The 23,901-nt window shown below is 30.2% G+C and carries 26 protein-coding genes; 2 read left to right on the top strand and 24 right to left on the bottom strand.

Features of this window, described 5'->3' with window-relative positions; genetic code table 11:
- Positions 1-129: 129 nt before the first annotated feature.
- Entirely contained in the window at positions 130-930 is an 801-nt protein-coding gene (locus tag WHD07_RS02840; protein ID WP_343329970.1) for an SHOCT domain-containing protein, read from the top strand.
- A gap of 96 nt (positions 931-1,026) precedes the next feature.
- On the opposite strand, the gene WHD07_RS02835 is transcribed toward WHD07_RS02840, so the two are convergent.
- From WHD07_RS02835 to WHD07_RS02770, 14 genes are all read right to left on the bottom strand, one after another.
- A complete protein-coding gene (locus tag WHD07_RS02835; RefSeq protein ID WP_343329969.1) occupies positions 1,027-1,422 on the bottom strand; it encodes a hypothetical protein in 396 nt (131 codons plus the stop codon).
- A 39-nt stretch (positions 1,423-1,461) separates the two neighbouring features.
- The gene (locus WHD07_RS02830) at positions 1,462-5,115 is read right to left on the bottom strand and encodes an SbcC/MukB-like Walker B domain-containing protein (protein ID WP_343329968.1); all 3,654 of its coding nucleotides are present in this window, start codon (positions 5,113-5,115) and stop codon (positions 1,462-1,464) included.
- Positions 5,116-5,126: 11 nt separating this feature from the next.
- A complete protein-coding gene (sbcD, locus tag WHD07_RS02825; RefSeq protein ID WP_343329967.1) occupies positions 5,127-6,329 on the bottom strand; it encodes an exonuclease subunit SbcD in 1,203 nt (400 codons plus the stop codon).
- Positions 6,330-6,614: 285 nt separating this feature from the next.
- On the bottom strand, positions 6,615-7,463 hold the full coding sequence (locus tag WHD07_RS02820; RefSeq protein WP_343329966.1) for an SDR family oxidoreductase: 849 nt from the start codon (positions 7,461-7,463) through the stop codon (positions 6,615-6,617).
- A gap of 101 nt (positions 7,464-7,564) precedes the next feature.
- Positions 7,565-8,233: a hypothetical protein gene (locus WHD07_RS02815; protein ID WP_343329965.1), complete on the bottom strand. Its 669-nt coding sequence runs from the start codon at positions 8,231-8,233 to the stop codon at positions 7,565-7,567.
- A gap of 3 nt (positions 8,234-8,236) precedes the next feature.
- Entirely contained in the window at positions 8,237-9,184 is a 948-nt protein-coding gene (locus WHD07_RS02810; RefSeq protein ID WP_343329964.1) for an L-histidine N(alpha)-methyltransferase, read from the bottom strand.
- Position 9,185: 1 nt separating this feature from the next.
- Entirely contained in the window at positions 9,186-10,334 is a 1,149-nt protein-coding gene (gene egtB, locus WHD07_RS02805) for an ergothioneine biosynthesis protein EgtB (RefSeq protein ID WP_343329963.1), read from the bottom strand.
- A gap of 24 nt (positions 10,335-10,358) precedes the next feature.
- Complete coding sequence (locus WHD07_RS02800; RefSeq protein WP_343329962.1) at positions 10,359-11,087, bottom strand: SIP domain-containing protein; 729 nt, start codon at positions 11,085-11,087, stop codon at positions 10,359-10,361.
- A 5-nt stretch (positions 11,088-11,092) separates the two neighbouring features.
- Positions 11,093-11,722: a ferric reductase gene (locus WHD07_RS02795; RefSeq protein ID WP_343329961.1), complete on the bottom strand. Its 630-nt coding sequence runs from the start codon at positions 11,720-11,722 to the stop codon at positions 11,093-11,095.
- 24 nt (positions 11,723-11,746) lie between these two features.
- Positions 11,747-11,944 (bottom strand): hypothetical protein, encoded by a 198-nt coding sequence (locus WHD07_RS02790; RefSeq protein WP_343329960.1) that lies wholly within the window; start codon positions 11,942-11,944, stop codon positions 11,747-11,749.
- A gap of 90 nt (positions 11,945-12,034) precedes the next feature.
- Positions 12,035-12,661: an O-methyltransferase gene (locus WHD07_RS02785; protein ID WP_343329959.1), complete on the bottom strand. Its 627-nt coding sequence runs from the start codon at positions 12,659-12,661 to the stop codon at positions 12,035-12,037.
- A 66-nt stretch (positions 12,662-12,727) separates the two neighbouring features.
- Complete coding sequence (locus WHD07_RS02780) at positions 12,728-14,182, bottom strand: nuclear transport factor 2 family protein (RefSeq protein ID WP_343329958.1); 1,455 nt, start codon at positions 14,180-14,182, stop codon at positions 12,728-12,730.
- Positions 14,183-14,304: 122 nt separating this feature from the next.
- Entirely contained in the window at positions 14,305-14,835 is a 531-nt protein-coding gene (locus tag WHD07_RS02775) for a hypothetical protein (protein WP_343329957.1), read from the bottom strand.
- Positions 14,836-14,938: 103 nt separating this feature from the next.
- Positions 14,939-15,799: a helix-turn-helix transcriptional regulator gene (locus tag WHD07_RS02770; RefSeq protein ID WP_343329956.1), complete on the bottom strand. Its 861-nt coding sequence runs from the start codon at positions 15,797-15,799 to the stop codon at positions 14,939-14,941.
- 491 nt (positions 15,800-16,290) lie between these two features.
- On the opposite strand from WHD07_RS02770, the gene WHD07_RS02765 reads away from it, so the two are divergent.
- Positions 16,291-16,719 (top strand): FKBP-type peptidyl-prolyl cis-trans isomerase, encoded by a 429-nt coding sequence (locus WHD07_RS02765; protein ID WP_105049379.1) that lies wholly within the window; start codon positions 16,291-16,293, stop codon positions 16,717-16,719.
- Between the two features lie 306 nt (positions 16,720-17,025).
- Here WHD07_RS02765 and WHD07_RS02760 read toward each other — a convergent pair whose 3' ends face one another.
- The 10 genes from WHD07_RS02760 to WHD07_RS02715 form a co-directional block, all read right to left on the bottom strand.
- Positions 17,026-18,339 carry a DUF3570 domain-containing protein gene (locus tag WHD07_RS02760; protein ID WP_422897648.1) on the bottom strand — a complete coding sequence of 438 codons (1,314 nt, stop codon included), beginning with the start codon at positions 18,337-18,339 and terminating at the stop codon, positions 17,026-17,028.
- Between the two features lie 75 nt (positions 18,340-18,414).
- On the bottom strand, positions 18,415-18,627 hold the full coding sequence (locus tag WHD07_RS02755; RefSeq protein WP_343329955.1) for a DUF4266 domain-containing protein: 213 nt from the start codon (positions 18,625-18,627) through the stop codon (positions 18,415-18,417).
- Entirely contained in the window at positions 18,624-19,604 is a 981-nt protein-coding gene (locus WHD07_RS02750; RefSeq protein WP_343329954.1) for an FAD:protein FMN transferase, read from the bottom strand. Before WHD07_RS02750 ends, WHD07_RS02755 begins: the two co-directional genes overlap by 4 nt.
- 1 nt (position 19,605) lies before the next feature.
- Complete coding sequence (locus WHD07_RS02745) at positions 19,606-20,046, bottom strand: thioredoxin family protein (RefSeq protein WP_343329953.1); 441 nt, start codon at positions 20,044-20,046, stop codon at positions 19,606-19,608.
- A 175-nt stretch (positions 20,047-20,221) separates the two neighbouring features.
- On the bottom strand, positions 20,222-20,908 hold the full coding sequence (locus tag WHD07_RS02740; protein ID WP_343329952.1) for a haloacid dehalogenase type II: 687 nt from the start codon (positions 20,906-20,908) through the stop codon (positions 20,222-20,224).
- A 7-nt stretch (positions 20,909-20,915) separates the two neighbouring features.
- On the bottom strand, positions 20,916-21,575 hold the full coding sequence (locus tag WHD07_RS02735) for a peroxiredoxin-like family protein (protein WP_343329951.1): 660 nt from the start codon (positions 21,573-21,575) through the stop codon (positions 20,916-20,918).
- Positions 21,576-21,603: 28 nt separating this feature from the next.
- The gene (locus WHD07_RS02730) at positions 21,604-22,260 is read right to left on the bottom strand and encodes a DsbA family oxidoreductase (protein WP_343329950.1); all 657 of its coding nucleotides are present in this window, start codon (positions 22,258-22,260) and stop codon (positions 21,604-21,606) included.
- Positions 22,261-22,263: 3 nt separating this feature from the next.
- Complete coding sequence (locus WHD07_RS02725; RefSeq protein ID WP_343329949.1) at positions 22,264-22,578, bottom strand: EthD family reductase; 315 nt, start codon at positions 22,576-22,578, stop codon at positions 22,264-22,266.
- Between the two features lie 83 nt (positions 22,579-22,661).
- A complete protein-coding gene (locus WHD07_RS02720; protein WP_105048808.1) occupies positions 22,662-23,213 on the bottom strand; it encodes a carboxymuconolactone decarboxylase family protein in 552 nt (183 codons plus the stop codon).
- Between the two features lie 74 nt (positions 23,214-23,287).
- Positions 23,288-23,851: a TetR/AcrR family transcriptional regulator gene (locus WHD07_RS02715; RefSeq protein WP_343329948.1), complete on the bottom strand. Its 564-nt coding sequence runs from the start codon at positions 23,849-23,851 to the stop codon at positions 23,288-23,290.
- Positions 23,852-23,901: the final 50 nt, after the last annotated feature.

Genomic DNA, 23,901 nt, shown 5'->3' with positions numbered 1-23,901 from the left:
AAATAGCCTTGTAAATCAGCTAATTATTGTAGTTAAAATAGTTATATTGATTGTACTATAGTCTACCTTTGTAGTAAAATTGTTTTACAAAAAAGTTTAACTCAATTAAGGAAAATACCACATAGAATTATGAATACAATATTCACAGACGCTAGTTTTCAGAACATGATGAACGTAGCCAATAAATACGGCATAAGCGCGAATGCTGTTACAGATTTAACACAAAGACTTATGAGTAGCAATGGCTCTATGGCACAATTTAATATACCTGAGTTAGGTGGAGGCGGACAGTGGATGCAAGGAGGTATGACCATGGTGGGGGATATGTTTAATAATAATCTTAAATATTTGGTAGATGGTCTTTGTGTAGATTTATCTAATCTAATACACCAAGGTGCTATACAATACAAACCTTTACCTAAATTAGAAAATCAACAAGGAGGATTTTCTGGCAATTGGTGGGGAGATTTAGGTTTTCCTAATTCTACAGGTAGTCAAAACGGAACGAGCTATGCCATTTTTAATGACATTCACCGTTTGGCAATTAAAGAGAATGGAAAAGTTACTGTATTTGATACTTTAGATAATAATATTGGTGGTGTAGGTCAACAACAAGGTGGTAACTATTCTGTAACCTTTACAAGTCAATATGGTAATGTAAATTTAGGTTCCTTACCAATTGTTTCGGGTGGAGATACCATTCAGAAATCACAACCAATTCTGAATAACGAAGCGCAAAACAATGTTGTAGAAAATACGGTTGCACCAGTTATTGATGCTCCAATACAAGAAATTAATAATACAAACAACAGTGCTTTTGAAGAAGATATTTTTGTGAAAATTGAAAAATTAGCAGGTTTAAAAGACAAAGGAATTCTTTCTGTTGAAGAATTTGAAAATAAAAAATCTGATTTATTAAACAGGTTATAAAAATTTGATTTCTTTTTTCTGAAGTAGAAATCTCATTTTATAAACAAAAAGCTCAAGTATTAAACTTGAGCTTTTTTTCGTTGATATAAAATTCAATTAATAACCTACATCTATACCAACAGAAACGGCCATTTGGCCTCTATCAGTTCTAATAGAAAAACCGATTGTTTTATAACCAGTAGTTATTGGGAAAACAATTACTTTAAATGTTAGTTTTTTAGAAGTAATAAGTTTGTTTTTTGTTAATCCTTCTATTCCTATATTTTTTATGTCTCCAGAAATTTCATAATCAAAAATGGTATAATTAGCATTACAATCATTTAAAATTTCAAATTCTATTTCATTTGCTTCATTTACTTTTAATTTTTTAGCAGGAAATGTTTTATCTACTACATTAGTAGAAACACAAGAAGGTGTAGTATCTTCTTTTTCACAAGAAATAAAAGTAAAAGAGGAAAGGATGATCATGAGGAAAATATATTTTTTTTTCATAGTTTTTTTATTTGTGATACAATTAATTTAAAATAATTTCTACAATATAGCAACCACACTAACTCCGTTATTCTTTTTTGTTATTTGAATCTGAGTAGGTATGCGTTCTTTTAAGTTTTCTACGTGAGAGATAATTCCTATTATTTTACCTTGCGATTGTAACGTTTCTAGGGTAGAAATTACGGTTTCTAGCGTATTACTATCTAAAGTACCAAAACCTTCATCAATAAAAAGAGAATCTATTTTTACATTTTTACTTGCTAAATCAGATAAACCTAAAGCCAAAGCCAAACTAATGATAAACTTTTCTCCACCACTAGAAGTATCTACCAATCTTGCTTGATCTGTTTGATAATGATCTATTAAATTAAAATTAAGCTCTTCTTTGGGTTTGTAATTATCTTCCATTTTTAAAGAATATCGCTTGTTTAATTTGTACAAATGTACATTGGCAAGGTCTAATAAATGTTTTAAAGTTAACCGTTGTACATATACATTAAACGCATCTTTAGAGTTACCGATAATAACAAATAGTTCTTTCCAAACTTTACAAATTTCTGCTTGTGCCTCAATCTTTTTATAGACCTCTTGATTTCTATCTCTAATTTCTTTGTCTTTTCTAAAAGCTTCTACTATTTTACCTTTTTCAGTTAATACGTTACTGTTTTTAGTTTTTAAAGCAGTTAATGTTAATTTACTTTCTGCTTCGGTAGTTTCAAACTTTTTAGATGTAATTAAGGCTGATTTTTCTTTTAAATTAGCCTCTTGTAATGTTTTTAAACGAAGTTGTTTATCTTCAATTAATTTTTTATTTTTAATATATTCTGCTTGTTGTTCTTCTGTTAATAATGCTTTTTCAACATCTTCTTTTAAAGAGAAATCACTGTTTTTTAACTGAGAATTAAAAGTTGTTTCTATCGTTTTTAATTTTTCTTTTAAAATCTCTTGTGCTTTACTATTTTCTAATTTTAAAGCTTCTTGCTTATTTTTTAAATCTAAAAGTTCTTGCTGTTGTTTTTTTGATGCTTCAACTTTTTTAGATAAACCATTTCTAACGCTTTGTAATTGCGTTCGTTTGTTTTCTACAGAAATTGCTATCGGTAAAATTGCTACACGTTCTTTTTTTAGTAAATCAATTTTAGTGTTAGAATTTTTAATTGATGTGAAGTGCTCTTTTTGAGTTTTAAGTAGTGTTTCTTGTTGTTTTTTAGTGTTTTCTAACTTAGAGTTGGTTAGTTTTATATTTGCTCTTAATTGCTCTAAATTTTTCTCTTTTTTATTGAATTTAAGAATAGAACCTTTTAAGTTTTCTATAAATGAATGGCTGTTTTCTATAGAAGGTAATTCCAAATTAAACTTTGTCAGTTTTGTTTTTAAACTAGTTTCTAGTTGAATAACAGTTGCCTTTAATTGCTCAATTAGTTTATTCTTTTCTTCAATTTCTGCAGTTGCATTTTTATTCTTTTCAGTAAGTGTGGCAACACCGGTTTGAATTTGATTTAAATATTGACTTTGTTTTTTTAGATTTTCTTCTAATTTGTTTTTAACTTCCTGTAATTCTTGCGCTATTTTTATACGTTTATCTAAAGCTAAAATTTGTTCGGTTATGTTTTTAAACTCCGTTTCAATTTTTGTAGAATTGGTTAAATCACAATTAAGCTCTAATTGATTGGCATTTAATTGGAGTACTTTTAATTCTTCATTTATAATAGCATCTCTCTTAATTAAAGTGTTTATCTCAGTCTTTAAGGCAACTTCATTTTTTTCTAATTCGGTTTTAGAGAGATTAAATAAATGAAGCTTTTCCTTTCTTTGTTGCAATTCTAGTTCAGATTTAGAAACACCAATAGAAACCAAATGTTCTGTAAAAGGATGTGCTGTAGAACCACATAAGCCGCAAGGTTCTCCCTCAATTAAATTTTTACGATCACTTTCATATTTAGAAATACTTTTTTCTAAATTTAAAATTTTATCGGCATCAGAAACTGCTTTTTCTTGTGTTTCAATTTCTTTATTTATAGCAGTAATTTGCTTCTTATTTTCTTCCGTTTTAATAGAAAATGTTTTTTTATTTTCTACTAAGTTGGTTTGTTCTTTTTTTAATTTAATTATTTGCTCAGAAAATTGTTTAAACTGTTTCCAATTAGTTTCTTTAGCAGCTAATTTTGTTTTTTCGGCTAATAAATTAGATAAATTATTTTTAGTTAATTCTAAAGTAACCTCTGTAAGCTCTTTTTCTGTTTTTTTGAATTCAATATTTTTAGCTTCAAGAATTTTATTGCCTTCGTTTAATCTGTTTTTAGTTTTTTCAATTTCTTCCTTTTTAAGAATTACAAAAGCAGCAGCGTCTTTTAAGGTTTCTTTTTTATTCTTTAAAGAAGCAATTTCACTTGTCCAATTTGATATTTCTAAATCTACTTCTTTTAAAAATTTATTTTCTAAAACATAAGCTTCATCAACTTTAATTGCAGATGTTGTTGTAGCTAAAACCTTATTTAAATGAGTTTCTTCTGTATTTAAAAGCTCAATTTCTTTGGTTTGTTTTTCTAAATCTAGTTCAATCTTTTGTTTGTTATCAACTTCATTTTTAATCTTACTATCTAGGTTTGTAATTTTATCAAACTTAGGCAACCAATTAGCAAAATCTTTGTCGGCAGTATCTAACGCTTCGGTTTCTTTAGCAGTAAGTAGCGTTAATTTTTCAATTTCTGGTTTTAATGTTTTTAATTGATTTTCTAAATCTTCTAATTGTTTCGATTTTTCTGAAGCTTCTAAGGTTGTTCTCTTTAAATTCTGAAGAACTTCTTTAAAAGGTGCAGCTTTTTCGTTTAAATCTAATAAGCTTAATTCTGCTTTATGCTTATCAATTAATAAGTTGATGTCTTTAGATTCTAATTCTAGTTGTGCAGTTTCTGTAAGGATTTTCTGATATTTAACATACCATTCTACAATTTCTTGAGTCGTTTTTATTTCGTCATCAATCTTAATAATATCAATATCTAAATCTTTGTCTTTTTGTAATAACTCTGCTTTAGCCTCTTCCGTCAATACATCATCTGCATTAATTTTAGATTGAATTTCTACTAATTTTTTTTCTTCTTTCGATTTTCGATCTAAAATACCTTGCCCAATTTTTTTATAAATCTGCTCGCCCGTAATCTGTTCTAATAAACGTCCTTTTTCAGGTCCTTTGGCAGTTAAAAAAGAAGCAAATTCACCTTGTGCCAACATTACAGACCGTAAAAACTGATTGTAATCTAATTGTGTAACCTGAATGATGTTTGCAATTAAGTCTCTTTTTTGAGTTGCTAAAATAGTATCTGTAGTTAAGTTTTTTAAACTAACTTCTTCTTTAGTATTTTTGTATTTTTTTCCTTTTTTATCGGCAATTCGTATTCCCCAAAAGGCTTCGTAAACAGTTAGGTCATTTTGAAACGTAATTCTACTAAATGCATCATTGGCACCATGGCTTACAACATCTAATAAAGTTCCTTTTGTACCATTAAAACGTGGCACATTATGATACAAAGCAATAGTTATGGCATCTAAAATAGTTGTTTTTCCTGCACCAGTAGAGCCTGTAATTGCATACAAACCAACATCTTTAAATTGTTCACTTTCAAAATCAATAACAGTGGGAGCGTCTGATTTTAATGAATTTATATTTTGTAATTCTATCTTTAAAATTTTCATAGGAAGCTGCCTTATTGGTTTTTAACGGATTGTAAAATTTCATTAAAAGCATCTTTAACTTCTGGGTTATTTTTTAAATCATATCCCATTTCTTCACACTTTAATTCAAAAACTTCCATTGGTAAGAGTTCTTTTATCGATTTTGTTTCTGCTAACAATTCTTCAATACCTTTGGTGTTTCGTTGTTTTTTTAAAGCAATTTTTAAAATTTCAAAAGGATATTGTTCTGCAGCATTTTTTAAATCGTCTGTATTTACAGTATGTGCTTCTTTAAGTGCAATTTCTACCCAAGGTGTTAAATTGTATTCGTTATCTGTTATTGTTGTAAATTGAGCAATACATGCATCAATGGTTCCTTCTAGTTTATAAAAGTTTCTAAAATGCGGAATTATAGCATCTTCAATCGAACTAATTTTATTGTTTTCTATTGTTAAAACAATTATTTTTTTATCATATTTTAACTCACTAAAACTTAAAATATTGGGCGATCCTGAATACCGTATCTTATCATTATTACCAATTATTTGAGGCCTGTGTAAATGACCTAAAGCCACATAATCAAAATACGTAGGGAAATCTTGGGCACCAATATGACCTAAGGTTCCAACATAAATATTTTGTTCGCTATCACTAATAGAACCACCTGTTGCAAATAAATGGCCCATAGCAATTACAGGAGCATTACTTGTATTTATGGTTTCACATTGTTTTGCTGCGGAATTGTAATGGTTAATTAATGCTGTTTTGTATTTATCGGTTAATTCATCAAAAGTTTCGCCAGCAACTGCACGTCTAATATCTCCATCTCGTAAATAAGGTACAGCTGCAATAATTACTGTTTCGTTGTTGATTTTAATTTCAAAAACTTCATCTTTAATGTCTTCCGTAGCTTTACCAACTACCTTAATAGAAAGTGCATTTAAAATATGTTTTGGGGCATTTAAGGTTCCCGGAGAATCATGGTTTCCTCCGGTAATAATTATCGATTTACATGTGGTACCGTTAAGTTTTACTAAAAAACTGTAATACATTTCTAAACTTTGGTTCGAAGGAGAACCGGTGTCAAAAACATCGCCAGAAATTAAAAGTACATCAATTTTTTGCTCTATAATGTAAGTTTCAATCCAATTTAAAAATAAAGATTGTTCTTCAAATTGAGATTGTTCGTGCAGTCGATGTCCTAAATGCCAATCGGCAGTGTGCAGTATTTTCATTTTCTTTTCAATTTTTAGCTTTTCTAGTCTATAGCATCCGTGTAAATTCCAGTTTTTAGATGGAATTTATAAGTGGATATCACAAGTAAAATACATAGAGCTAAAATACCTTTTTTGAGTGAAAAAAGCAGCAATCAAAAAGACCTTTTTATTCTGATTTATAAGTAGATTTTATAAAATAGGAGAGAAGTTGGGATAAAAAAATAAAGCTCAAATAGTATATTTGAGCTTTATTTTTGAAAATTGGGGGACATTAAATTTTGTGTTTAGCTTATTAGAGTTATTTTATTTACTCTTTATAGCTTCTATTATTTCTAAAGGAGCTTTATGTGGTCTTCCCGTAGCTTTTTCAAAATCAGAAGGTATGTTATTAGCTCCGTTACGAATACCTTCATAAATACCAGCAATAACGGTTCCTAAGAAATCGCCTAATTCTTTTTTTCTTTCGGTTGCATATTCATCAACAGAAACTCCGTTGTAAATAAGTTTTGTACCATACATTTGGTTTATGTAATCTGCTAATTGTGTTTGGGTAATCGGTGTGCCTACTAAATTGTAAATCTGTCCGTTGTGTTTAGATTCTAAAAGCATTTTTGTGTAAGCATATCCTAATTCTCCTCTACTAGTATAGGTACATTTTCCATCTCCAGCACAATTTCTTATTTCTCCTTCTTTAACGTAGGTGTCTATGTATTCTAAATCTGGTTCTATGTAAATTCCGTTTCTACCAATTACCCAATCTAATCCAGCGTTTTGCACATCTAGTTCTGTTTGTCTATTGCTTTGTACAATTGGGCTGAATGCGTTTTTTTCTGCATCGCCAACAATACTTGTATACACTATTTTTTTTACACCATTTGCTTTTGCTGCTTCAATAACATTTTTGTGTTGTTCAATTCTTTTTTGGGGTTCGTCCATTCCAGAAACTAAAAGTAAGGTAGTTACACCTTGCAATGCAGCATCAAAATGGTTACGATTATTGTAATCTCCTTTTCTAATTTCAATGCCTAAATGGGCTACTTTTTCAGGAGTACGTGCTATTCCAATTACATTTTCTTTTCCTATTTCTTTAATGAGGTGTTTTGCGATAGACATTCCTAATTGTCCACTAACGGATGTAACTGCTATTTTCATACGATTAAATTTTAAATAGAATTAATGTACTGCAAAGGTGAGATTTCTAAAAATGAATTGGTAGGTAAATCTCTGATTAAAAATGGTAAAAGTGAGCAAGCTTATAAAACCGTTTTTACAGCTTCTTTAATTTGAATTTGTGCCATATCCAACAGTAACGCATTTTTTTCTTTTGGTTTTAGAATAGATAATTCGGTACATGCCAAAACAACAGGGTAATTAGTGGTATACTTTTCTATTATAAGATGATATTTTTTAATCAATTCATCGGTTTCTGTTTCTGAATACACCTTTTTACGAACTTCATCTATAAACAATCGATCTTCTTTTAAAGGGAGTATTATTTGAATGTTATTAGCTTTAAAAATAGAACGGATATAGGATGACTCCATAGTGTGTAAAGAGCCAAATAAAACAATTTTTGTATATGGGGTTTGTTTAATTTTTAAGACCGTTACATGAACCGGATGGATAATTTTCGTGCTTATATTTAACCGATCAATAGTTTCGTGCAGTGTAATATTGGGTATTAAAAGATGCTCAATGTCTAATTTTTCTATTTCTAATATATAGTTATTGATGATGGTATCTAATTGTTGAGATGTATTTGGTAAAAGTGGATTAATTGTATTAAAATTGGCGTTTAATAATTTAAAAGGACACGTGCTATAACCTCCTTTTTTTTCATTGTAAAGTTTATTTAATTGACTGATGTAGAAAGAAGTACTTCGGCTTCCAAGTCCCAGTAAAGCAAGTGTTGTTGTATCCATTTTTTATGTTCTTTCTAAAATATAATCAGCAAAATAAGCTTTGTGATCCATTATTTTATTTGAAATACTGAAATCTGTTTTTAAAATAATTTTCTCAATCAATGCATCATTATATTTTCTAGAAATTTCTGTGTGAATTTTTTCTCCAGCTACAAATTCAAAAGTTTTTTTGATGGCCGAAATAGTAACTTTTTGATCTTTGGTACTTACGATATAACTTTTTGCAATACCTTCTTTTTCGTCATATTCTGGTTGATGTTTAAAATGATGTAAGTTAAAATCCCCATCCAATTCGTTATTGATTCTTTCTAAAAGATTAAGGTTAAATTTTGCCGTAATTCCTTTACTATCATTATAAGCAGGCAGTACTATATTGTTAGATTTAATTAAATCTACACCTAATAATAATTTATCCTTTGGTTGAAGGTTGTTACCTAAACTATATATAAATTCTGCTGCCATTTCATCATCCATGTTACCAATATTAGAACCAAGAAACAATATAACGATAGGGAGTTTTTTCTTTTTTAGTGAAGCTAAAATTTCAAAATAATCACCTTGTTGCGGTTTTACAGATACGTTTGGCAACTCTTTGTTTAAATCTTGTTTTAAAAGTGCTAAAGCATTGCCAGAAATATCAATAGGAAAATAATCAAACTTAAACTTTTGAGCATCCAATAATCGTAATAATTCTTTGGTTTTTAACCCATCACCAGCACCTAGTTCTATTAATTCAAAATAAGTGTTTGGGTTTAGATTAAGAGAATCTATAAGTTCTTGGGTTTTATTTTGAAAGATATCTAATTCACTACGAGTTAGATAATATTCTGGTAAATTCATAATTTCTACAAAAAGGGCATCTCCTTTTTTATCATAGAAATATTTTGAAGGAAGTATTTTTGGGCTTGCATTTAAACCTTGAGCAACTTCATTTTTAAAAGTTTCAATCATGTTATTTAGCTAATCTGATTCCTGTATATTGCCAACGCTCTAAAGGGTTAAAAAAATTGCGATAGGTTGCTCTAGAGTGATTTTTAGAAGTAGCAACAGAAGCGCCTCTTAATACCATTTTATTACTCATAAACTTCCCATTATATTCGCCTACGGCACCATTTTCTTTTTTAAACTTAGGGTAAGGTAAGTAAGCGCTATTTGTCCATTCCCATCGTTTTCCCCAATCTAATTGTTGTGCAGCAATTTCCCATTCAAACTCGGTTGGTAATCTCATACCTTTCCATTCTGCAAAAGCATTGGCTTCGTAATAATTAATATGACTTAAAATAGCTTCTGTATCTACTTTCTGTAATCCAGAAAGTGTGTAATAATGCCATTCATCTTCTATTTTATGCCAGTACATTGGCGCATTAATTTGGTTGTTATTTACCCAAGACCAACCTTCGTCTAACCACAAATTAAAATCAGCATAACCACCAGCTTCCATAAACTGAATGTAATCTCCATTGGTTACTAAATAATTATTTATTTCAAAATCATCAATATATACCTTGTGGGCACCTAATTCATTATCGTAACAAAATTCGTTTCCTTGATAACCAATTTCATAAATGCCTCCACTTATGTTGCTGCTTTCTAAGTTAGTGTTTTTATCGTTTACTAGGTTAAAATCTTCATGTAAAACAGGAAAAATAGGATTATGGCCAAACATATATTTCACATCCGTAATTAATAATTCTTGATGTTGTTGCTCATGGTTTAACCCAAGAATTACCAAGTCTATTATTTTTTTATCTGTTAAATCCCTTAAGAATTCTTGCATTTTTTCATCAACATAATCTCTATATGCAAAAATTTCATTTGTAGTAGGTCTAGACATATTGCCTCGGTTGGCTTGTAATACTCTATCGCCAACATTGTTGTAATAACTATTAAATAGAAAGTTGAAGTTAGAATTGAAATACGCGTAATTTTTTACATTAGGAATTAAAATAAACGTTTCAAAAAACCAAGTAGTATGCGCCAAATGCCATTTAGGAGGGCTCGCAAATTTTACCACCTGAATGGTAAAATCTTCTACCTGTAAATGTTTGCAAAAATCTAACGATTGCTGTCTTACTTGTTTATATGTTTGGCTAAGAGTCATTGTTTTTAGAATGCTTTACTTGTTTTATTCCAATCCTTTTTTATCTGGATTCCAAAATGGTTTTGTTTTAATTTGTTTGGTATTCCAATTCAATTCCTTTCTAAAATATTGGTTTAAAGCAATACAAACTCTACTATCTCCAGCAATATATACCATTTTAATACCTTTCATTTTTGGAGTGATATTTTTAACCAAACTTAAAATTTCAGAAATAGAATTTTGCTCTAAGTTATAAAAATTAAAAGAGTTTGAGCTGTCTATATCTTCAAAAAAATCTGATTTGTTTGCACTATAAATAATGCTTTCTACTTGTTTTTTATTAGACAAGTTTCTGTTTAAGATATATAAATGAGACAAAGCAGATATGTCTCCAATCATTAAGTAACTATCTGCTGTTTCATCAAGTAAAAAGTTTCCTTTTTTCCATTTAAAATAAACAAGATCACCTTCTTTACAATTAACTACCCATTTTGCACCAATTCCTTTGCTATCGGTTGCAATGGCTAATTCTAAAAGACCTTCGTTTTTATTGATGTTCCAAACACTATAGCTTCTTACTTTGTCTTTAAAGTCTATATCATCATTACCAATACCGATACCTAATCGTAAAAAATAACCAGGTTGAAATACAGCTTTTTTAATGCTCTCACTTTTTAATTGAATTTTATATACAGAGTCAGAAATTTGCGTCTTTTTAGAAATGATAGCATTTTGTAACACTACTTTTTTTAATATGTTTTCTAGTAAGCTCATTTTAATTAAGAATTTACAGGTTTTCTTTTATTTCTACGTTCAATAAAATAACTTTTTATAATTGGTATTCTTATTACAAATCCAATACCTACTATTATTGCATATATCAACCAAGTTTTATCTAGAATAGCAACATGAAGTATGCTTAAAAAGATAGCAGCATATGCCCAACTTTGAAGCTTTTTCCATTTAGCTTTTAAGCGTTTCATAGATTTTCTATTCGATGTAAAAAATAAAGGGATTAAAATTAAAATAGCGATAAAACCTGCTATATAATTTACTTGGGTAAAGGTTTCTATAAAGCCTTCGGCGGATATAAAAATAATGAAGTGTAAAAAACTCCAAACTGCGGTTGCAATACCCATAGCTTGTCTTACATAAAGATTGTTGACTCCAAAAAGGATAAAAAAAGGAGTACAGGTTAGTACTGCAGTCATCCATCTAATAGCAAACTCGCCAGATACATGATACAGCATTTCTAAAGTAGTTTTACCTTCAGTAGCGGTTTTTTCTATGATGGATATAGAAAAACCATCAGTAAAACTAATATGTATCATATTAAAAATGACAAGTAAAGGGAGAGAAGCTAATATGGTAACTAAAATCCAACCATAATTTTTTCTTATAGATTTCATTAATTATTCTAATTTAGATTAAAATTATATTTTTGACTTTAAAAGGTCTAATTCTTTTTCTAAGGCTTCGGCTTTTTCTTTAAATTTTTCCATCGCTTTTTTTAGTTGTCCTATTTTTTTAAAGGCTTCGTCATCTTGAACTGCCTGATACGTTACAATTCCTTGTTTTTCTTTAATTTTTGATTTGCTGCCACAAGTTGGGCATGTAGATACTTGGCTCATATTGAATTATTTTGCGCTCAAAGGTTGTGTAAATTAAGAGAAATATAAAGGTAAATCTTGCATTAAAAATGGTAAATATGAGACTTGTTATTAGGCAAGAGTAATATATGCTACTTTACCATTGTATTTTGAGGCAATTTTGTATTTAGAGTTTTTACTTACCTCTTTTAGAAATTCTTTCACTTCTCTCATATCTGCATTGTCTACATATATAATTGTTTTCTTATTAAAATTTGGTTCCAACATTTTAAATATAGGAAAATACAAATTTTTCCAGCCATCTAGTAATAATAAATCGATGGATTCATTATGATTCTTTAAGGTCTCTAAAGCATTTCCAACTCTTACTTCTATAAGATTATCTACTGCTGCTTTTTTAAAGTTTTTAATTGCTTTTTCTGCTTTAGATGCTATTAATTCTGTGGTAATAATATGCCCGTTTGTTGCAATTACGCCTTCTGCTAAAAATAGAGTAGAGATTCCGAATGAAGTTCCGAATTCAATGATGTTTTTAATTTTGTTGGCTTTTATCAGTTGTACTAAATCTGTACCCTGCTTTTTAGAAATAGAAAGATAAACATCTTTAAAATCTATTGCTTGTATAGGTCTAAATACACTTTTAGACAAGCCCTTCATTATTTTTAGACGGTCGCTTTTAGAATCGTTAAATAGTTCTGTTAAAGTGGTTGCTATATGGTTTTTTTGTGTGATTATCATTTTTTTATTTAAAAACAATAAGGAATATCAATCTTATTTTGATATTCCTTATTGTTTAATATTTAATTAAAACTTTCCGTTTGTGTTTTTCCATTCTTTCTTTGGTGGAATTGAAGTAATTACATCCCAATGTTCTACTATTTGCCCATTTTCAATTCTAAACAAATCATAGAAAGCAGTAAGTTCTCCTTTACCAAATTTTCCTTCGCTCATCGTTAAAACAAAATTTCCTTGTCCTAATACTTTGTGAAGTTTGGTGTACTCCATAACCAAACCATGTTTAGCAAAGTATTGCATTGCTGCACCAAAACCATCTAAACCATCTGCTACACTAGGATTGTGTTGTGTATAGTTTTTAGGATTTATATAAGTTGCTACTTTATCCATTTCATGTTTTAATAAAACGTTTTCAATAAATTCTGTAGCAATTGTTTTATTTTCTGCTGTTTTGCTTAAATCACTAATTTCTGTAGTACCATCAAACTGAGTATGTCCACTTGGATTTGGTTTTTGAACTTCTAATAAATTATCCCAATGTTCTACGATTAAACCATTTTCAAATCGGAATACATCAAAACCTGCTTTTGGTCCAAAAAAATCATATTCGGTGTGGGTAAATACATAGTCGCCATCTTGAAAAGCACGAATTACATTCGCTTTAAAACCCTTTGGAGGTGCATGTTGCATTACTGCTCCAAAACCTGCTAAACCATCTCCAATGCCTAAGTTGTGTTGAATGTATTTATTTGGATTGATGTAAGAAATTGGAGTTTGATCTCCTGTGTTAAAACTATTTAATAAAGCCACTACTTTATCTTTATTAGAAATTTCTGTTTGCTTTAAAGAAGTAAGTATCTGAGATCGAGTCATAACAACAGATGTTTGTGTCATCATACTCATAAACTCCTTAGATTTTGGGCTATTCATAAATGGTTGTAAGGCTGTATCTGAGTTCTCTTTGTTGTCCCAATATATAACAACCACTTGTTTACCATTTTCATTGGTACCTGTAATACGTTTTACAAAACCTTTGCGTGTAGCAGTTTCTTTACCAACGTTTGTATTTGTTGTGTTAAACTTCTTTATATCTGTACCTTCTTTGGTATCGAATGTCATTACTTCTACAAATGTGCTATTCTTAGCTTTAAAATCGGCATGAATAGTAAAACGATTCATTTTCATTGAAGCGCCTTCAATCATTCCTGCATAATCAGCAACGGAAGCATCACTCATAAATTTTTTCATTGATGCTTTAGCATCTGCAAGTGTTTTCCAGTATACTAGAATAGTATATGTACCGTTTTCATTTACCCCACTTTCACGTCTAATAAATCCTGGTTGTTTACTGGTAAAGTTGTCTTCTACTTTAGCGTCTAGTTTATTAAATGTTTGATTATTTACAGGTGTTTTTAGTGAAAAAGTAGTTACTTCTAACACTAAAGGTTCTATAGAATTTTCTTTGTTTTTACAATTTGTAGTTAAAACGGCTACTATTGCAATTAATATTAGTTTTAGTTTCATGGTGTTATATTGTTTGAATTAGTAGTAAAGATTATACATTTTTCTTATTTTAAATTTGTAATTCCTACTGATAATGATTACTAATATTACCAGTAGGAGGGATGAATTTAAAATGATTTTTTTTAATTTAAAGTGATTGTAAAACTTTGACCAGGCTTAAAATCATAACCTTCACCAATTTCAACAACCAAAACTGTATCAGAATCAATTCTTAGGTTTACAGATGCATTGCTTGATGTAAATCCGTTTATGTCTTGTGCGTTTTCAAAAGTAAAGTAGTATCTGTCATAAGTATCGGCTTCCATTACTCTAAATAAATCCCCGTAAGTAGCATCGTCTGCCTTTGCAACTAGCTCAAAAGTAATACTGTTTTTATCGATATCAATATCATATAAATTTAATAGATAAGAAGGGAATTCTACCGATTCGCTAATACTAGATGTTGCAGCTAAGGCACCTGCAGGTTGGTGAAATAAATCTTCGATTGCTAATTCAGCTCCTTGTGTAAACGCTGTGGACTGAAATGTGTTGGTTACTGTTACATTAGAACCTAATGTTATAGGGTCAGATATATCATCATTATTACTACAAGAATAAATTGTGATTGATAATAAGATTACAGCTAGAAATTTTAATTTAGAATAGTTCATCATTTTGTTTTTATATTGATTATTAATACTGCAAAATTGAAGTATTTCTAAAGTTATTTAATTGGCAAAATGATGATAAAAATGGTAAATTTGGGAATTACGCTAATTATTTATTTCTAAAGTTTTTAGGAGAAATACCCATTTTGTTTTTGAAAAACTTGGTAAAATTGGTTACTTCATCAAACCCAAGATCAAAGGCAATTTCTTTTAGACTTTTTTCTGTACTAACAATGGCTCGTTTGGCTTCTAGTATAACATATTCGTCTATAAATGATTTGGCCGTATTTAAGGTGAAATCTTTTATTATTTGGTTTAATAATTTTGTAGAAATAAGTAATTTATTGGCATAGTCTTTTACGTTTCTGGTTTTAGTATAATCAGATTCTACTAAATTCTTAAAATTGATAAAAGTATCGTATTGTTTTAAATTATTATTTTTTAGCTCGCTAGTGTTAGATTTTCGCTCTAGTTTTAATAAGTAAATGTTTAATAGTGATGCAACAATATTTTTTTTTGCAAAGCTATTTTCTACGGTAAGTTCTTCAACAAGTTGATTTAGAAAAACTTCATTACCTTCTTTATGATTGGAAATGGGTGATGTAGTATGATAATTATATAAGTGAGAAATTAAATTTATAGAAGATTTTGAAAAATAATTTAGTACAAAACCTTCAGTAAATATAATTAAGAAGCCTTCGTATTTTGGATTTTTTTGAAACGCATGTACTTGTCCTTTGGCAATTTTTAAAACACAACCTGCAGATAAATTGTAGTCTTTTAAATCAACTTGATGTTTTCCTGTACCTTTAGTAACAATTAATAATGCAAAAAAAGAAATTCTGTGTGGTAATTCTGGGTTATGCTTTAAATCCGTAAATATTCTTGTAAAGAGATGAGATAGGTTAATAAATTCAAAATCTTTTGAGTTTGCATTACTTTTAAATGATATGTTAGGAATGTTCTTCAATTTGTTTTTTTTACGTTTATCAACTTAATAATAATGGTTTATGTAGACTTATCTTTGATGAAAATTAAGGTTTCTATTTTTTTATCAAGATAAATATACAAAATTAAATAAGTTAGGTTTTTAACTTAAGCATATAAATATTTTTTAAGCAAAATAATTCCTTAAAATAGGATCTATTTCTTTTAAACAATAATGCTTAATACAAACACTGATTTTACAAATTTGTCATAGATATCATCTTAAAACTGTTTAAAACTGACAAAGTTGCGGATATATTTTGGTCGCTTTAAATTATATAAAATAAGGTGATTCAGTTGGTTTTTGTTCTTATAAGCCAATCACAGCGTGTTTTTTTCTTTTAAATAGAGTTGTTTAGGTGTTTTATTATTTTTTGGCTTGGTTTTAGCGGACAATCTTTCTGTAAGTTTAAACTAAAAGAGTTTTTGTGTAAGAATTATGCAAAAGCTATTTTTCAAATTAAAGAATATAGTATGAGTCAAGTAAAAGAGAACAATACCGTAAAAGTACATTATACAGGTAAATTAACTGATGGGCAAATTTTTGATACGTCTGAAGGAAAAGAGCCAATTGAGTTTACTTTAGGAGAAGGAAAGTTAATACCTGGATTTGAAAAGGGTTTAATCGACATGAAAGTAAGTGAAAAGAAAACCATTACTATTGCTAAAGAAGAAGCATATGGTGAGGTAAACGAGCAATTAATACAAGAAGTTAATAAATCTGACCTTCCACAAGATATGGAGCCTCAAGTAGGTATGGGATTGGTTTCTAAATCGCCAGACGGACAAGAAATGAATTTAATGGTTGTAGAAGTAAAAGACGATAGTATTGTAATTGATGGTAATCATCCTTTAGCTGGTAAAGATCTTGTTTTTGATCTTGAAGTTGTAGAGATTAACTAAACTACAAATATTTATAAATTATAAAAACACCCTTTGCGAAACAATGTTTTGCAAAGGGTGTTTTTTTATTACTGTAAATCCGTTTTTTATCCCAATTAAAAAATCTGTGATTATTTGCGTAATCTGCGAGAAATATTAAGTGGTATTAGAAAATTATCCCGCCGATATCTACAGAAGAGGAAAATAATTATTTTTTCTCATAAAAAATTGCTGTGCCAATATATTGTTATGTTTATGGTGTTTTGCCGACACTCAAAAATTTATTTAGTTGAATTTCTATAGCACTTTTTTAAACTGATAAAATTATCAATCCATTACAAATTTAAAGCCAGCTGTAATAATGCTAGAACTAAAAGAAGTATCTCTATCATATTGATAAAATTTTAGGTCGATACTTTTTAAACCAAAGTTTCTAATATGCATTTTAGCAAAAATATCGGTGTAAGAAACTCCAAAACCAAATTGATTGGCGGTGTATTTAGATAAATCGTAATCAGAAGTATAATAAACGTCTGTAGAAAGCGCAGTCTCTTTAGGTTTAAAATAATCTGCAGCTGTTTGGTTGTAATACCTATACGATGGATACAATGTAAATTTATCTGTAATTTTTATAGGAACTTCTAAACTTGCGGTGTGAGACGAAATTCCCCAATCATCAGAATAATAACGATAAAAAGATCTAAGAGTTACAAATTCATTTAAATACCAATTTAAACGACCACCTGCTGCTACTTTAAATCTAGAATCTGGTAAACGTTCAATATCATCAGCAAGCTGAAAACTATCTATAAACGAATCGGCTACATCACTAAAGTAAACTCTTTGAAAAGGGGTTGATAATAACCCGTTTTGTTTTACAAAATCTAAAGCTAAAGAACCTTGTACTTTTTTATGCAGTATTTGAGAAAATCCAAAACCTAAAGAATACGAGTTTCTCCCTGTACCATCTAAAGGAACAAAAGTAGGAGTGTAGTTGGTGTTTCCTGTAATCGTATAATTATTGATGTCAAAATGATCTTCATCACCTTTACCGCCATTTGCTTTTCTTAATTCTATCGGATACAATAATTTCCAAGAATCTATGTATACGTTACCATGTACACTTACTTCTGTGTTTTTCTGATTAAAAAGTTTGGTATAACTTCCGCCAACACCAACAGAAAAATAATCATACTCAGAAGAAATGGCAAGTTTGGTAGACCAAATATCATTTCTATCGTCTGAACTATGGGTGTAACTCCCTGTAATGTTTGCCCAAAGATCTCCACTAGAAGCACCGGAAGATGCCTGAAACGGATCTGCTTTACCGTCATCAAAAGGATTAATATTACTAGAAGATGCAGATGTATAGGCAGAAATACCTGCATCTATAGTTAGCACATCGTCATCGTTTAAAGGCATAGCAACCACAAAAGTTCCGGTAACATCTGTTAACGATTCTGAACCTTCACCACCACTTACAGCAGCGTTATCTCCGTCTTGAGAGTAATAACTTGTTAAGAAATCTACTTCTGTAGTTTCTAGTACACGTTTTTTGTAGACTTTAGCTTCGTCTTGTTTTGTTTGTGCATTTATTTTTATAAAAGCAAACACACATATAAAAAGAATTATTTTTTTCAATTGATTGAGACTAATTTGTTCTTAAAATCCGCTTTTAAGCGGGATAATTTTTAATTTTACTTAAAAAGGATGTGATTAATTGCAACCGCAACCACCACCAGTTTTACCTCCATTTGCACCAACGGCAGCTTCTCTATAAGAATGTGCTGTAGTAACATTACGGTCACATTTCTTATCAGAAAGCACCATATCTGGGTCGTTTATATTTACTTTTTCATATTCTTTTACCACTACACAACTACTAAAACTAATTGTTATCAATGCAGCGTATATACATTTTTTAATCATAATTTATCAATTTCTATATTTTTTGATGTTGTAATATTTCCCTGATCATCAATGATGATGCATTCTATTTTTGGTAATTGATTGATGCGATCTAAGCCCACTTTTTTTCCCATTACAAAAACAGAAGTAGCAAGTGCGTCTGCCAATTCTGCTTTAGGCGCAAAAACGGTTACGCTAATAATACCGCTAGAAGGATACCCTGTTCTTGGGTCTATAATATGTGTGTATCGTTTGCCGTTAAAGTTGACGTATTTTTCGTAATTACCAGAAGTAACTACGGCCTTATCTGTTAACGGAAATAAAGCAAAAACTTTATTTTTATTCATAGGGTTTGTAATGGCTACTGTCCATTCTTTACCGTTAGGTTGTATTCCCCAAGTGTTCATATCGCCAGAGGCGTTGATAATGCCAGAAACAACTCCCTTAGAAATTAGAAGTGCTTTTGCTTTATCTGCAGCATAGCCTTTTCCGATTGCTCCAAAACCAATTTTCATTCCTTTAAGCTTTAAAAAAACAGTATGATTTTCTTTATCTAAAACAATGTTTTGAAAACCCACTTTAGCTACGGAAGCGTTAATTGTTTCTTGCGAAGGCATTTTCTTCATGCTGCCATCAAATTTCCAAATTTTATCCATAGAGGCATAGCTAATATCAAAAGCACCATCGGTAAGTTTAGATATTTGAATTGCTCTTTCAATTAAACTAAAAAGTTCTGTGTCTACTTTTACAGGTTTGATTCCTGCGTTTTTATTGATGGAAAAAGTTTGTGAATTGGCATCCCAAGAAGAAATAAGTTTTTCTATTCTTGTAATTTCTGCAATGGCTGTATCTAGATATTTGTCTGCTTCTGCGGTGTTGTTTGCAACCACCGTAATATCAAACCGACTGCCCATTAATTTAAGGACTCGTTTGTAAGATTCTTGTGCCGTACAAACAATGGATAATAGGAGTAGGGAAGTAGTAAGTAGTGTTTTCACTTTATTTTGTAAAAGTATTCAATTCTGCGATGTAATTTTCTGGGGTAATTTTTTTATAACCTGTTTCGCCAAGTACTTTACCGTTAGCATTAAGGACAACTACAAAAGGAAAAACTCCATTTTTGTTGTACGTTTCTGCTAATTTAGCATTTGCAGCAGTTTGTGAGTCTGACAACGCATTTTTCTTTCTCTTCGGAAAATCTGCTTGTAACATTACGTAATGATCTTTCGCATATTTTTTAAAAACAGCTGTACTCCAAATTTGGTGATCTAATTTAATACAAGGCGCACACCAATCTGATCCTTGAAAAACTAGTATAATCGGTTTCTTTTCTTTTGAAGCAATTTCTTTGGCAAGTTTAAAATCTGTTTGCCATTCTTGCGCATGTATAGTACTTATACTTGTTACTAAAAGTATAATAATTGCTATTACTTTTTTCATAATGCTGTTTCTTTATTTCTTTTAATTGTTTGATAATAATGATACCAGAACAGAACAACGAATCTATTATTTTTTTGTTGTAATAAAATTGATTTTCCTCATGTTATTTTCAAGTGTCTTTATATAAAACATGAGTTTCTAGAAGTTAAAAGTAAGCCTCTAACATCATATAAATTTACGCATATTTCACTAGAATTTCAGCAACTTTTTTTAAATTATTTTCTACAATTTCTGTCTTTGGAGCTAACGGAAAAAGTTGTTGCCCAGGTCTGTTTATAAAAGCAGCGCGCCAACCTGCCCAAAGAGCGCCAGCAACATCCCAACCATGTGCAGCAATCAGCATACATTCATCTAACTGAACGCCCATTTTATGAGCTCCCCAAACATATGTATTTGTAAATGGTTTAAACGTACCACTATCTTCTACACTAAGTAAATCATCAAAATAATCCGTTAAGCCAGCGTTTTTAAATTGATTTTTTAATCCTTCGTTAGAAGAATTTGTAAACGCAACTAATTTATATCCGGCCTTTTTTAATTGGGTTAAAGCTTCTTTTACTTCTGGATGCGCAGGTAAATTTTGCATCGCTGCTACAATAATTTTACGTGCTTCCTCTTCTGAGATTACAATATCATTGTTTGCGGCAACCATTTGTAACGTTGCCGCACCAATATGTGTAAAGGGTTTGTATTGTCCGCTTGCGGAAACCACTAAAGAATACTGCAACATTGTTGTAAACCATAAAGAAAGTAAATCTTCTCTACCACCTAAAACGATGCCAATTTGTTTTTTTACAGGAGAAAGATCTAAAAGCGTTTCGTTAACATCAAAGAATACTACTTTTGGTTTTAATGTATTCATAACGGTCTTATTTTAATTTTTCTAATGCAGTGATAATTTCTGTTGGTTCTGCTCTTTGTCTATAATCAGCATCTAAAAAAGCATACTGAATAATTCCGTTTGTGTCGATAACATAGGTTGCAGCCAAAGGCAATTGATCGGTATCATTTCCATTTTTTTCACTTAAACCGAATCCAGCTTCGTAAATATCAGCCACTTCATCTGTTAATTGAAATACAACACCATATTCTTTTCCAATAACATTATTAAGATCACTTAAAACAGTGAATTCTAAATTGTTTTTTTCCGCAGTGTCTAACGAGTTGTCTGGTAACTCTGGAGTTAGAGCAATCAGTGTAGCACCTGCTTTTGTAAATTCGGGTAACTTTTCTTGTAAATAGTGTAGCGTAATGTTGCAATAAGGGCACCATCCGCCTCTGTACCAAGTTAAAATTACGGGACCATTTTCTAGCTCGTTGTATAAAGAAACCTCTTTGTTTAACGCATTTTTTAGGGTAAAGTTTGGTGCTTTATCACCTACATTTAAGGCGTTTTCAAGTACTCCAGAATTGGCTACACTTGTAATACCATCTGCGTAAATCTTGTTTTTCTCTTTGGTAAACTTAGTAGCGCCTTCTTTACGTTTTACGTTTAGTAATGCGTCTAATACTCCTTTATTTGCTTCCATGGTTTTTAATTTTTAAAGAACTACTGTATTAAACAGATTGTTGTTCTTTGATTAATTCGGATAGTACTTGTTTAAAGGTAGCTACTGGTTGCGCACCAGTTACGGCGCTTTTTCTGTTAAAAACAATTGTTGGTACAGAATTAACTCCTAAATTTTTCCAATAATTTTGTTTGAATCTTACTTCGTTTCTGGCATCTTCATTATCTAATTTGGCCATTCCTTCATCAGCATTTAAACCGACAGACAATAATGCTTCTTTTAAAATTTCTCTTTTAGAAACATCTTTACGGTTGCTAAAAAAAGCAGTTGTTAAGCGCATTTTTAATTCGGTTTGTTTCCCAAAATCTTTGGCATATTCTAAAAGAACATGAGCATCAAAGGTATTTACCATACGCATTTCATCAAAATAATCAAACTTAAAACCAAGTTCCTCTCCAACTTCCGTCATATTTCGTTTTGATTCTTTTTGCTGCTCTTTGGTAGACCCATACTTTTCTGTGATATGTTCATTTACATTCTGACCTTCTGCAGGCATATTCGGATTCAATTCAAAAGGTTGCCATTCAATTTCTACTTGGTCTTGAATACCTAGTTCTGTTATGGCTTTTTCTAAACGTTTATAGCCAATGGTACACCAAGGACAAACAACGTCTGATACGATATCTATTTTTAATTTTTCTTTCATTTTTTAGAATGTTATGAGTTCGCTAATTTGAAGTTCTCCTTGTACATTACTGTAATTTTTTACATCGTCTGCAAACACTTTTGCATGCGGACCAAATGAAGCCTGAAAAGCAGCAACATCATCAAATAATAAATGTGCAATTGCTACATAAGGAGCCGGTTCTCCAGGAACTCTACTCGCAATGCCTAAATCTAACTCTAAACCTTTTAAGGCAGTACCAACTGCTTTAGAAATCATTGGTAAGTGACTGTTTTTATAATAAGCTACATCAAACTTTACGTCTTTACTGTTTGGGTACATTACGGATACTTTTATCATAATGAGATTTTTTTTAATATGAATAACTACAAATCTCCGTTTTATTCAGAAGATTTGTAGTTATAAAAATGTTATTTTATGAATTATTTTTTCTCCCAAGCAAATGGTTGAAAAGCTGCATCTACTGGCGTATTTGCAATATGATTTGTGTAATTACTAATTACTTTTTGAGATAATCCTAAGATGATATCTAAAACACTTCTTTCTGTATAACCAGCTGCGTAAAATGTGTTTAAATCTTCTTGAGATACATGACCTCTGTTACGTGTAATGATTAATGTAAAGGTACGTAAAGCTTCTAATTTTGCACTTTCTAAAGGAGTTTCGTTACGTAATGCTTCTATAATAGCATCATCTACTTTCATCATTTTTGCAATTCCTGTGTGTGCAGGTACACAATAATGACAAGCGTGCTCTACGTTTATTGTTTGCCAAACTACCGTTAATTCGTCTGCATTAAAAGCTGTTTTTGTAAATAAATCGTGTAATGTTTGGTAAGCTTCAAAAGCTTGAGGAGATGTAGATAAAACACCATGTAAACCAGGAATCATTCCGTATGCTTTTTGAGAACCTTCTAATAATGCTTTGCTTTCTTCTGGTGCTGTTTCTATGTTGTTAATTTTTAATGTAGTCATAATTTCTATTTTTAATTTATTATTTATGTTAATTTTAACTAAACAATCGTTTAGTTATCGAGTAAAAAAAATGTTTATATGTTTTTAAAAGTCATTTCTATATAATCTTCAATTTCTTGTTTTGTATTTACTCTAGCTGCAGCAGCCAAACCATGTTTTGCCAAGAGTAAAAAATTGGCTTGTTTTTGTATGGTGTCGGCGTTTCTTGTTCCGTCCATTTTTAATTTTTCAATAAACAATGTTTTTAAGTTATTCATAAAAGCATTCATTTCTTGTTTGATCAATAAATCTTCGCTTTCAGAAAATTCATTATAGGTATTGGTTACAAAGCAGCCTTTTTGGTTATCTTCTTTAAAGTTTGCGTTTACAGAGTCATAGAAAAACTGTTTAATGTCTTCAACTCCGTTGGATGCATTTTTAAATTTCTCTAAAATTACACTTACTTTGCTTTTGTAGCATTTTAAACTTTCAAGAAAAAGACCGTGCTTATTGCCAAAACTAGCGTAAATAGAAAATTTGTTAATCCCCATTTCTTTTTCTAGCATTTGCATAGAAGTGGTTTCATAACCTTTTCTCCAAAAAAGCTTCATTGCTTTTTCTACTACTTCGCTTTCGTTATATTCTTTTTTTCTTGCCATTATTTTTAACTACACCACAAAACTAAACAATCGGTTAGTAATAGAAAAAC

This window comes from Polaribacter staleyi (assembly GCF_038024045.1).
Lineage (GTDB): Bacteria > Bacteroidota > Bacteroidia > Flavobacteriales > Flavobacteriaceae > Polaribacter > Polaribacter butkevichii.
This window is presented reverse-complemented; position numbering and strand designations above follow the sequence as displayed.

Excerpts from the sequence above, each read along its gene's own strand:
- WHD07_RS02840 (WP_343329970.1), top strand. The coding sequence starts at position 130 with ATGAATACAATATTCACAGACGCTAGTTTTCAGAACATGATGAACGTA.
- WHD07_RS02835 (WP_343329969.1), bottom strand. The coding sequence starts at position 1,422 with ATGAAAAAAAAATATATTTTCCTCATGATCATCCTTTCCTCTTTTACT.
- WHD07_RS02830 (WP_343329968.1), bottom strand. The coding sequence starts at position 5,115 with ATGAAAATTTTAAAGATAGAATTACAAAATATAAATTCATTAAAATCA.
- sbcD (WP_343329967.1), bottom strand. The coding sequence starts at position 6,329 with ATGAAAATACTGCACACTGCCGATTGGCATTTAGGACATCGACTGCAC.
- WHD07_RS02820 (WP_343329966.1), bottom strand. The coding sequence starts at position 7,463 with ATGAAAATAGCAGTTACATCCGTTAGTGGACAATTAGGAATGTCTATC.
- WHD07_RS02815 (WP_343329965.1), bottom strand. The coding sequence starts at position 8,233 with ATGGATACAACAACACTTGCTTTACTGGGACTTGGAAGCCGAAGTACT.
- WHD07_RS02810 (WP_343329964.1), bottom strand. The coding sequence starts at position 9,184 with ATGATTGAAACTTTTAAAAATGAAGTTGCTCAAGGTTTAAATGCAAGC.
- egtB (WP_343329963.1), bottom strand. The coding sequence starts at position 10,334 with ATGACTCTTAGCCAAACATATAAACAAGTAAGACAGCAATCGTTAGAT.
- WHD07_RS02800 (WP_343329962.1), bottom strand. The coding sequence starts at position 11,087 with ATGAGCTTACTAGAAAACATATTAAAAAAAGTAGTGTTACAAAATGCT.
- WHD07_RS02795 (WP_343329961.1), bottom strand. The coding sequence starts at position 11,722 with ATGAAATCTATAAGAAAAAATTATGGTTGGATTTTAGTTACCATATTA.
- WHD07_RS02790 (WP_343329960.1), bottom strand. The coding sequence starts at position 11,944 with ATGAGCCAAGTATCTACATGCCCAACTTGTGGCAGCAAATCAAAAATT.
- WHD07_RS02785 (WP_343329959.1), bottom strand. The coding sequence starts at position 12,661 with ATGATAATCACACAAAAAAACCATATAGCAACCACTTTAACAGAACTA.
- WHD07_RS02780 (WP_343329958.1), bottom strand. The coding sequence starts at position 14,182 with ATGAAACTAAAACTAATATTAATTGCAATAGTAGCCGTTTTAACTACA.
- WHD07_RS02775 (WP_343329957.1), bottom strand. The coding sequence starts at position 14,835 with ATGATGAACTATTCTAAATTAAAATTTCTAGCTGTAATCTTATTATCA.
- WHD07_RS02765 (WP_105049379.1), top strand. The coding sequence starts at position 16,291 with ATGAGTCAAGTAAAAGAGAACAATACCGTAAAAGTACATTATACAGGT.
- WHD07_RS02755 (WP_343329955.1), bottom strand. The coding sequence starts at position 18,627 with ATGATTAAAAAATGTATATACGCTGCATTGATAACAATTAGTTTTAGT.
- WHD07_RS02745 (WP_343329953.1), bottom strand. The coding sequence starts at position 20,046 with ATGAAAAAAGTAATAGCAATTATTATACTTTTAGTAACAAGTATAAGT.
- WHD07_RS02740 (WP_343329952.1), bottom strand. The coding sequence starts at position 20,908 with ATGAATACATTAAAACCAAAAGTAGTATTCTTTGATGTTAACGAAACG.
- WHD07_RS02735 (WP_343329951.1), bottom strand. The coding sequence starts at position 21,575 with ATGGAAGCAAATAAAGGAGTATTAGACGCATTACTAAACGTAAAACGT.
- WHD07_RS02730 (WP_343329950.1), bottom strand. The coding sequence starts at position 22,260 with ATGAAAGAAAAATTAAAAATAGATATCGTATCAGACGTTGTTTGTCCT.
- WHD07_RS02725 (WP_343329949.1), bottom strand. The coding sequence starts at position 22,578 with ATGATAAAAGTATCCGTAATGTACCCAAACAGTAAAGACGTAAAGTTT.
- WHD07_RS02720 (WP_105048808.1), bottom strand. The coding sequence starts at position 23,213 with ATGACTACATTAAAAATTAACAACATAGAAACAGCACCAGAAGAAAGC.
- WHD07_RS02715 (WP_343329948.1), bottom strand. The coding sequence starts at position 23,851 with ATGGCAAGAAAAAAAGAATATAACGAAAGCGAAGTAGTAGAAAAAGCA.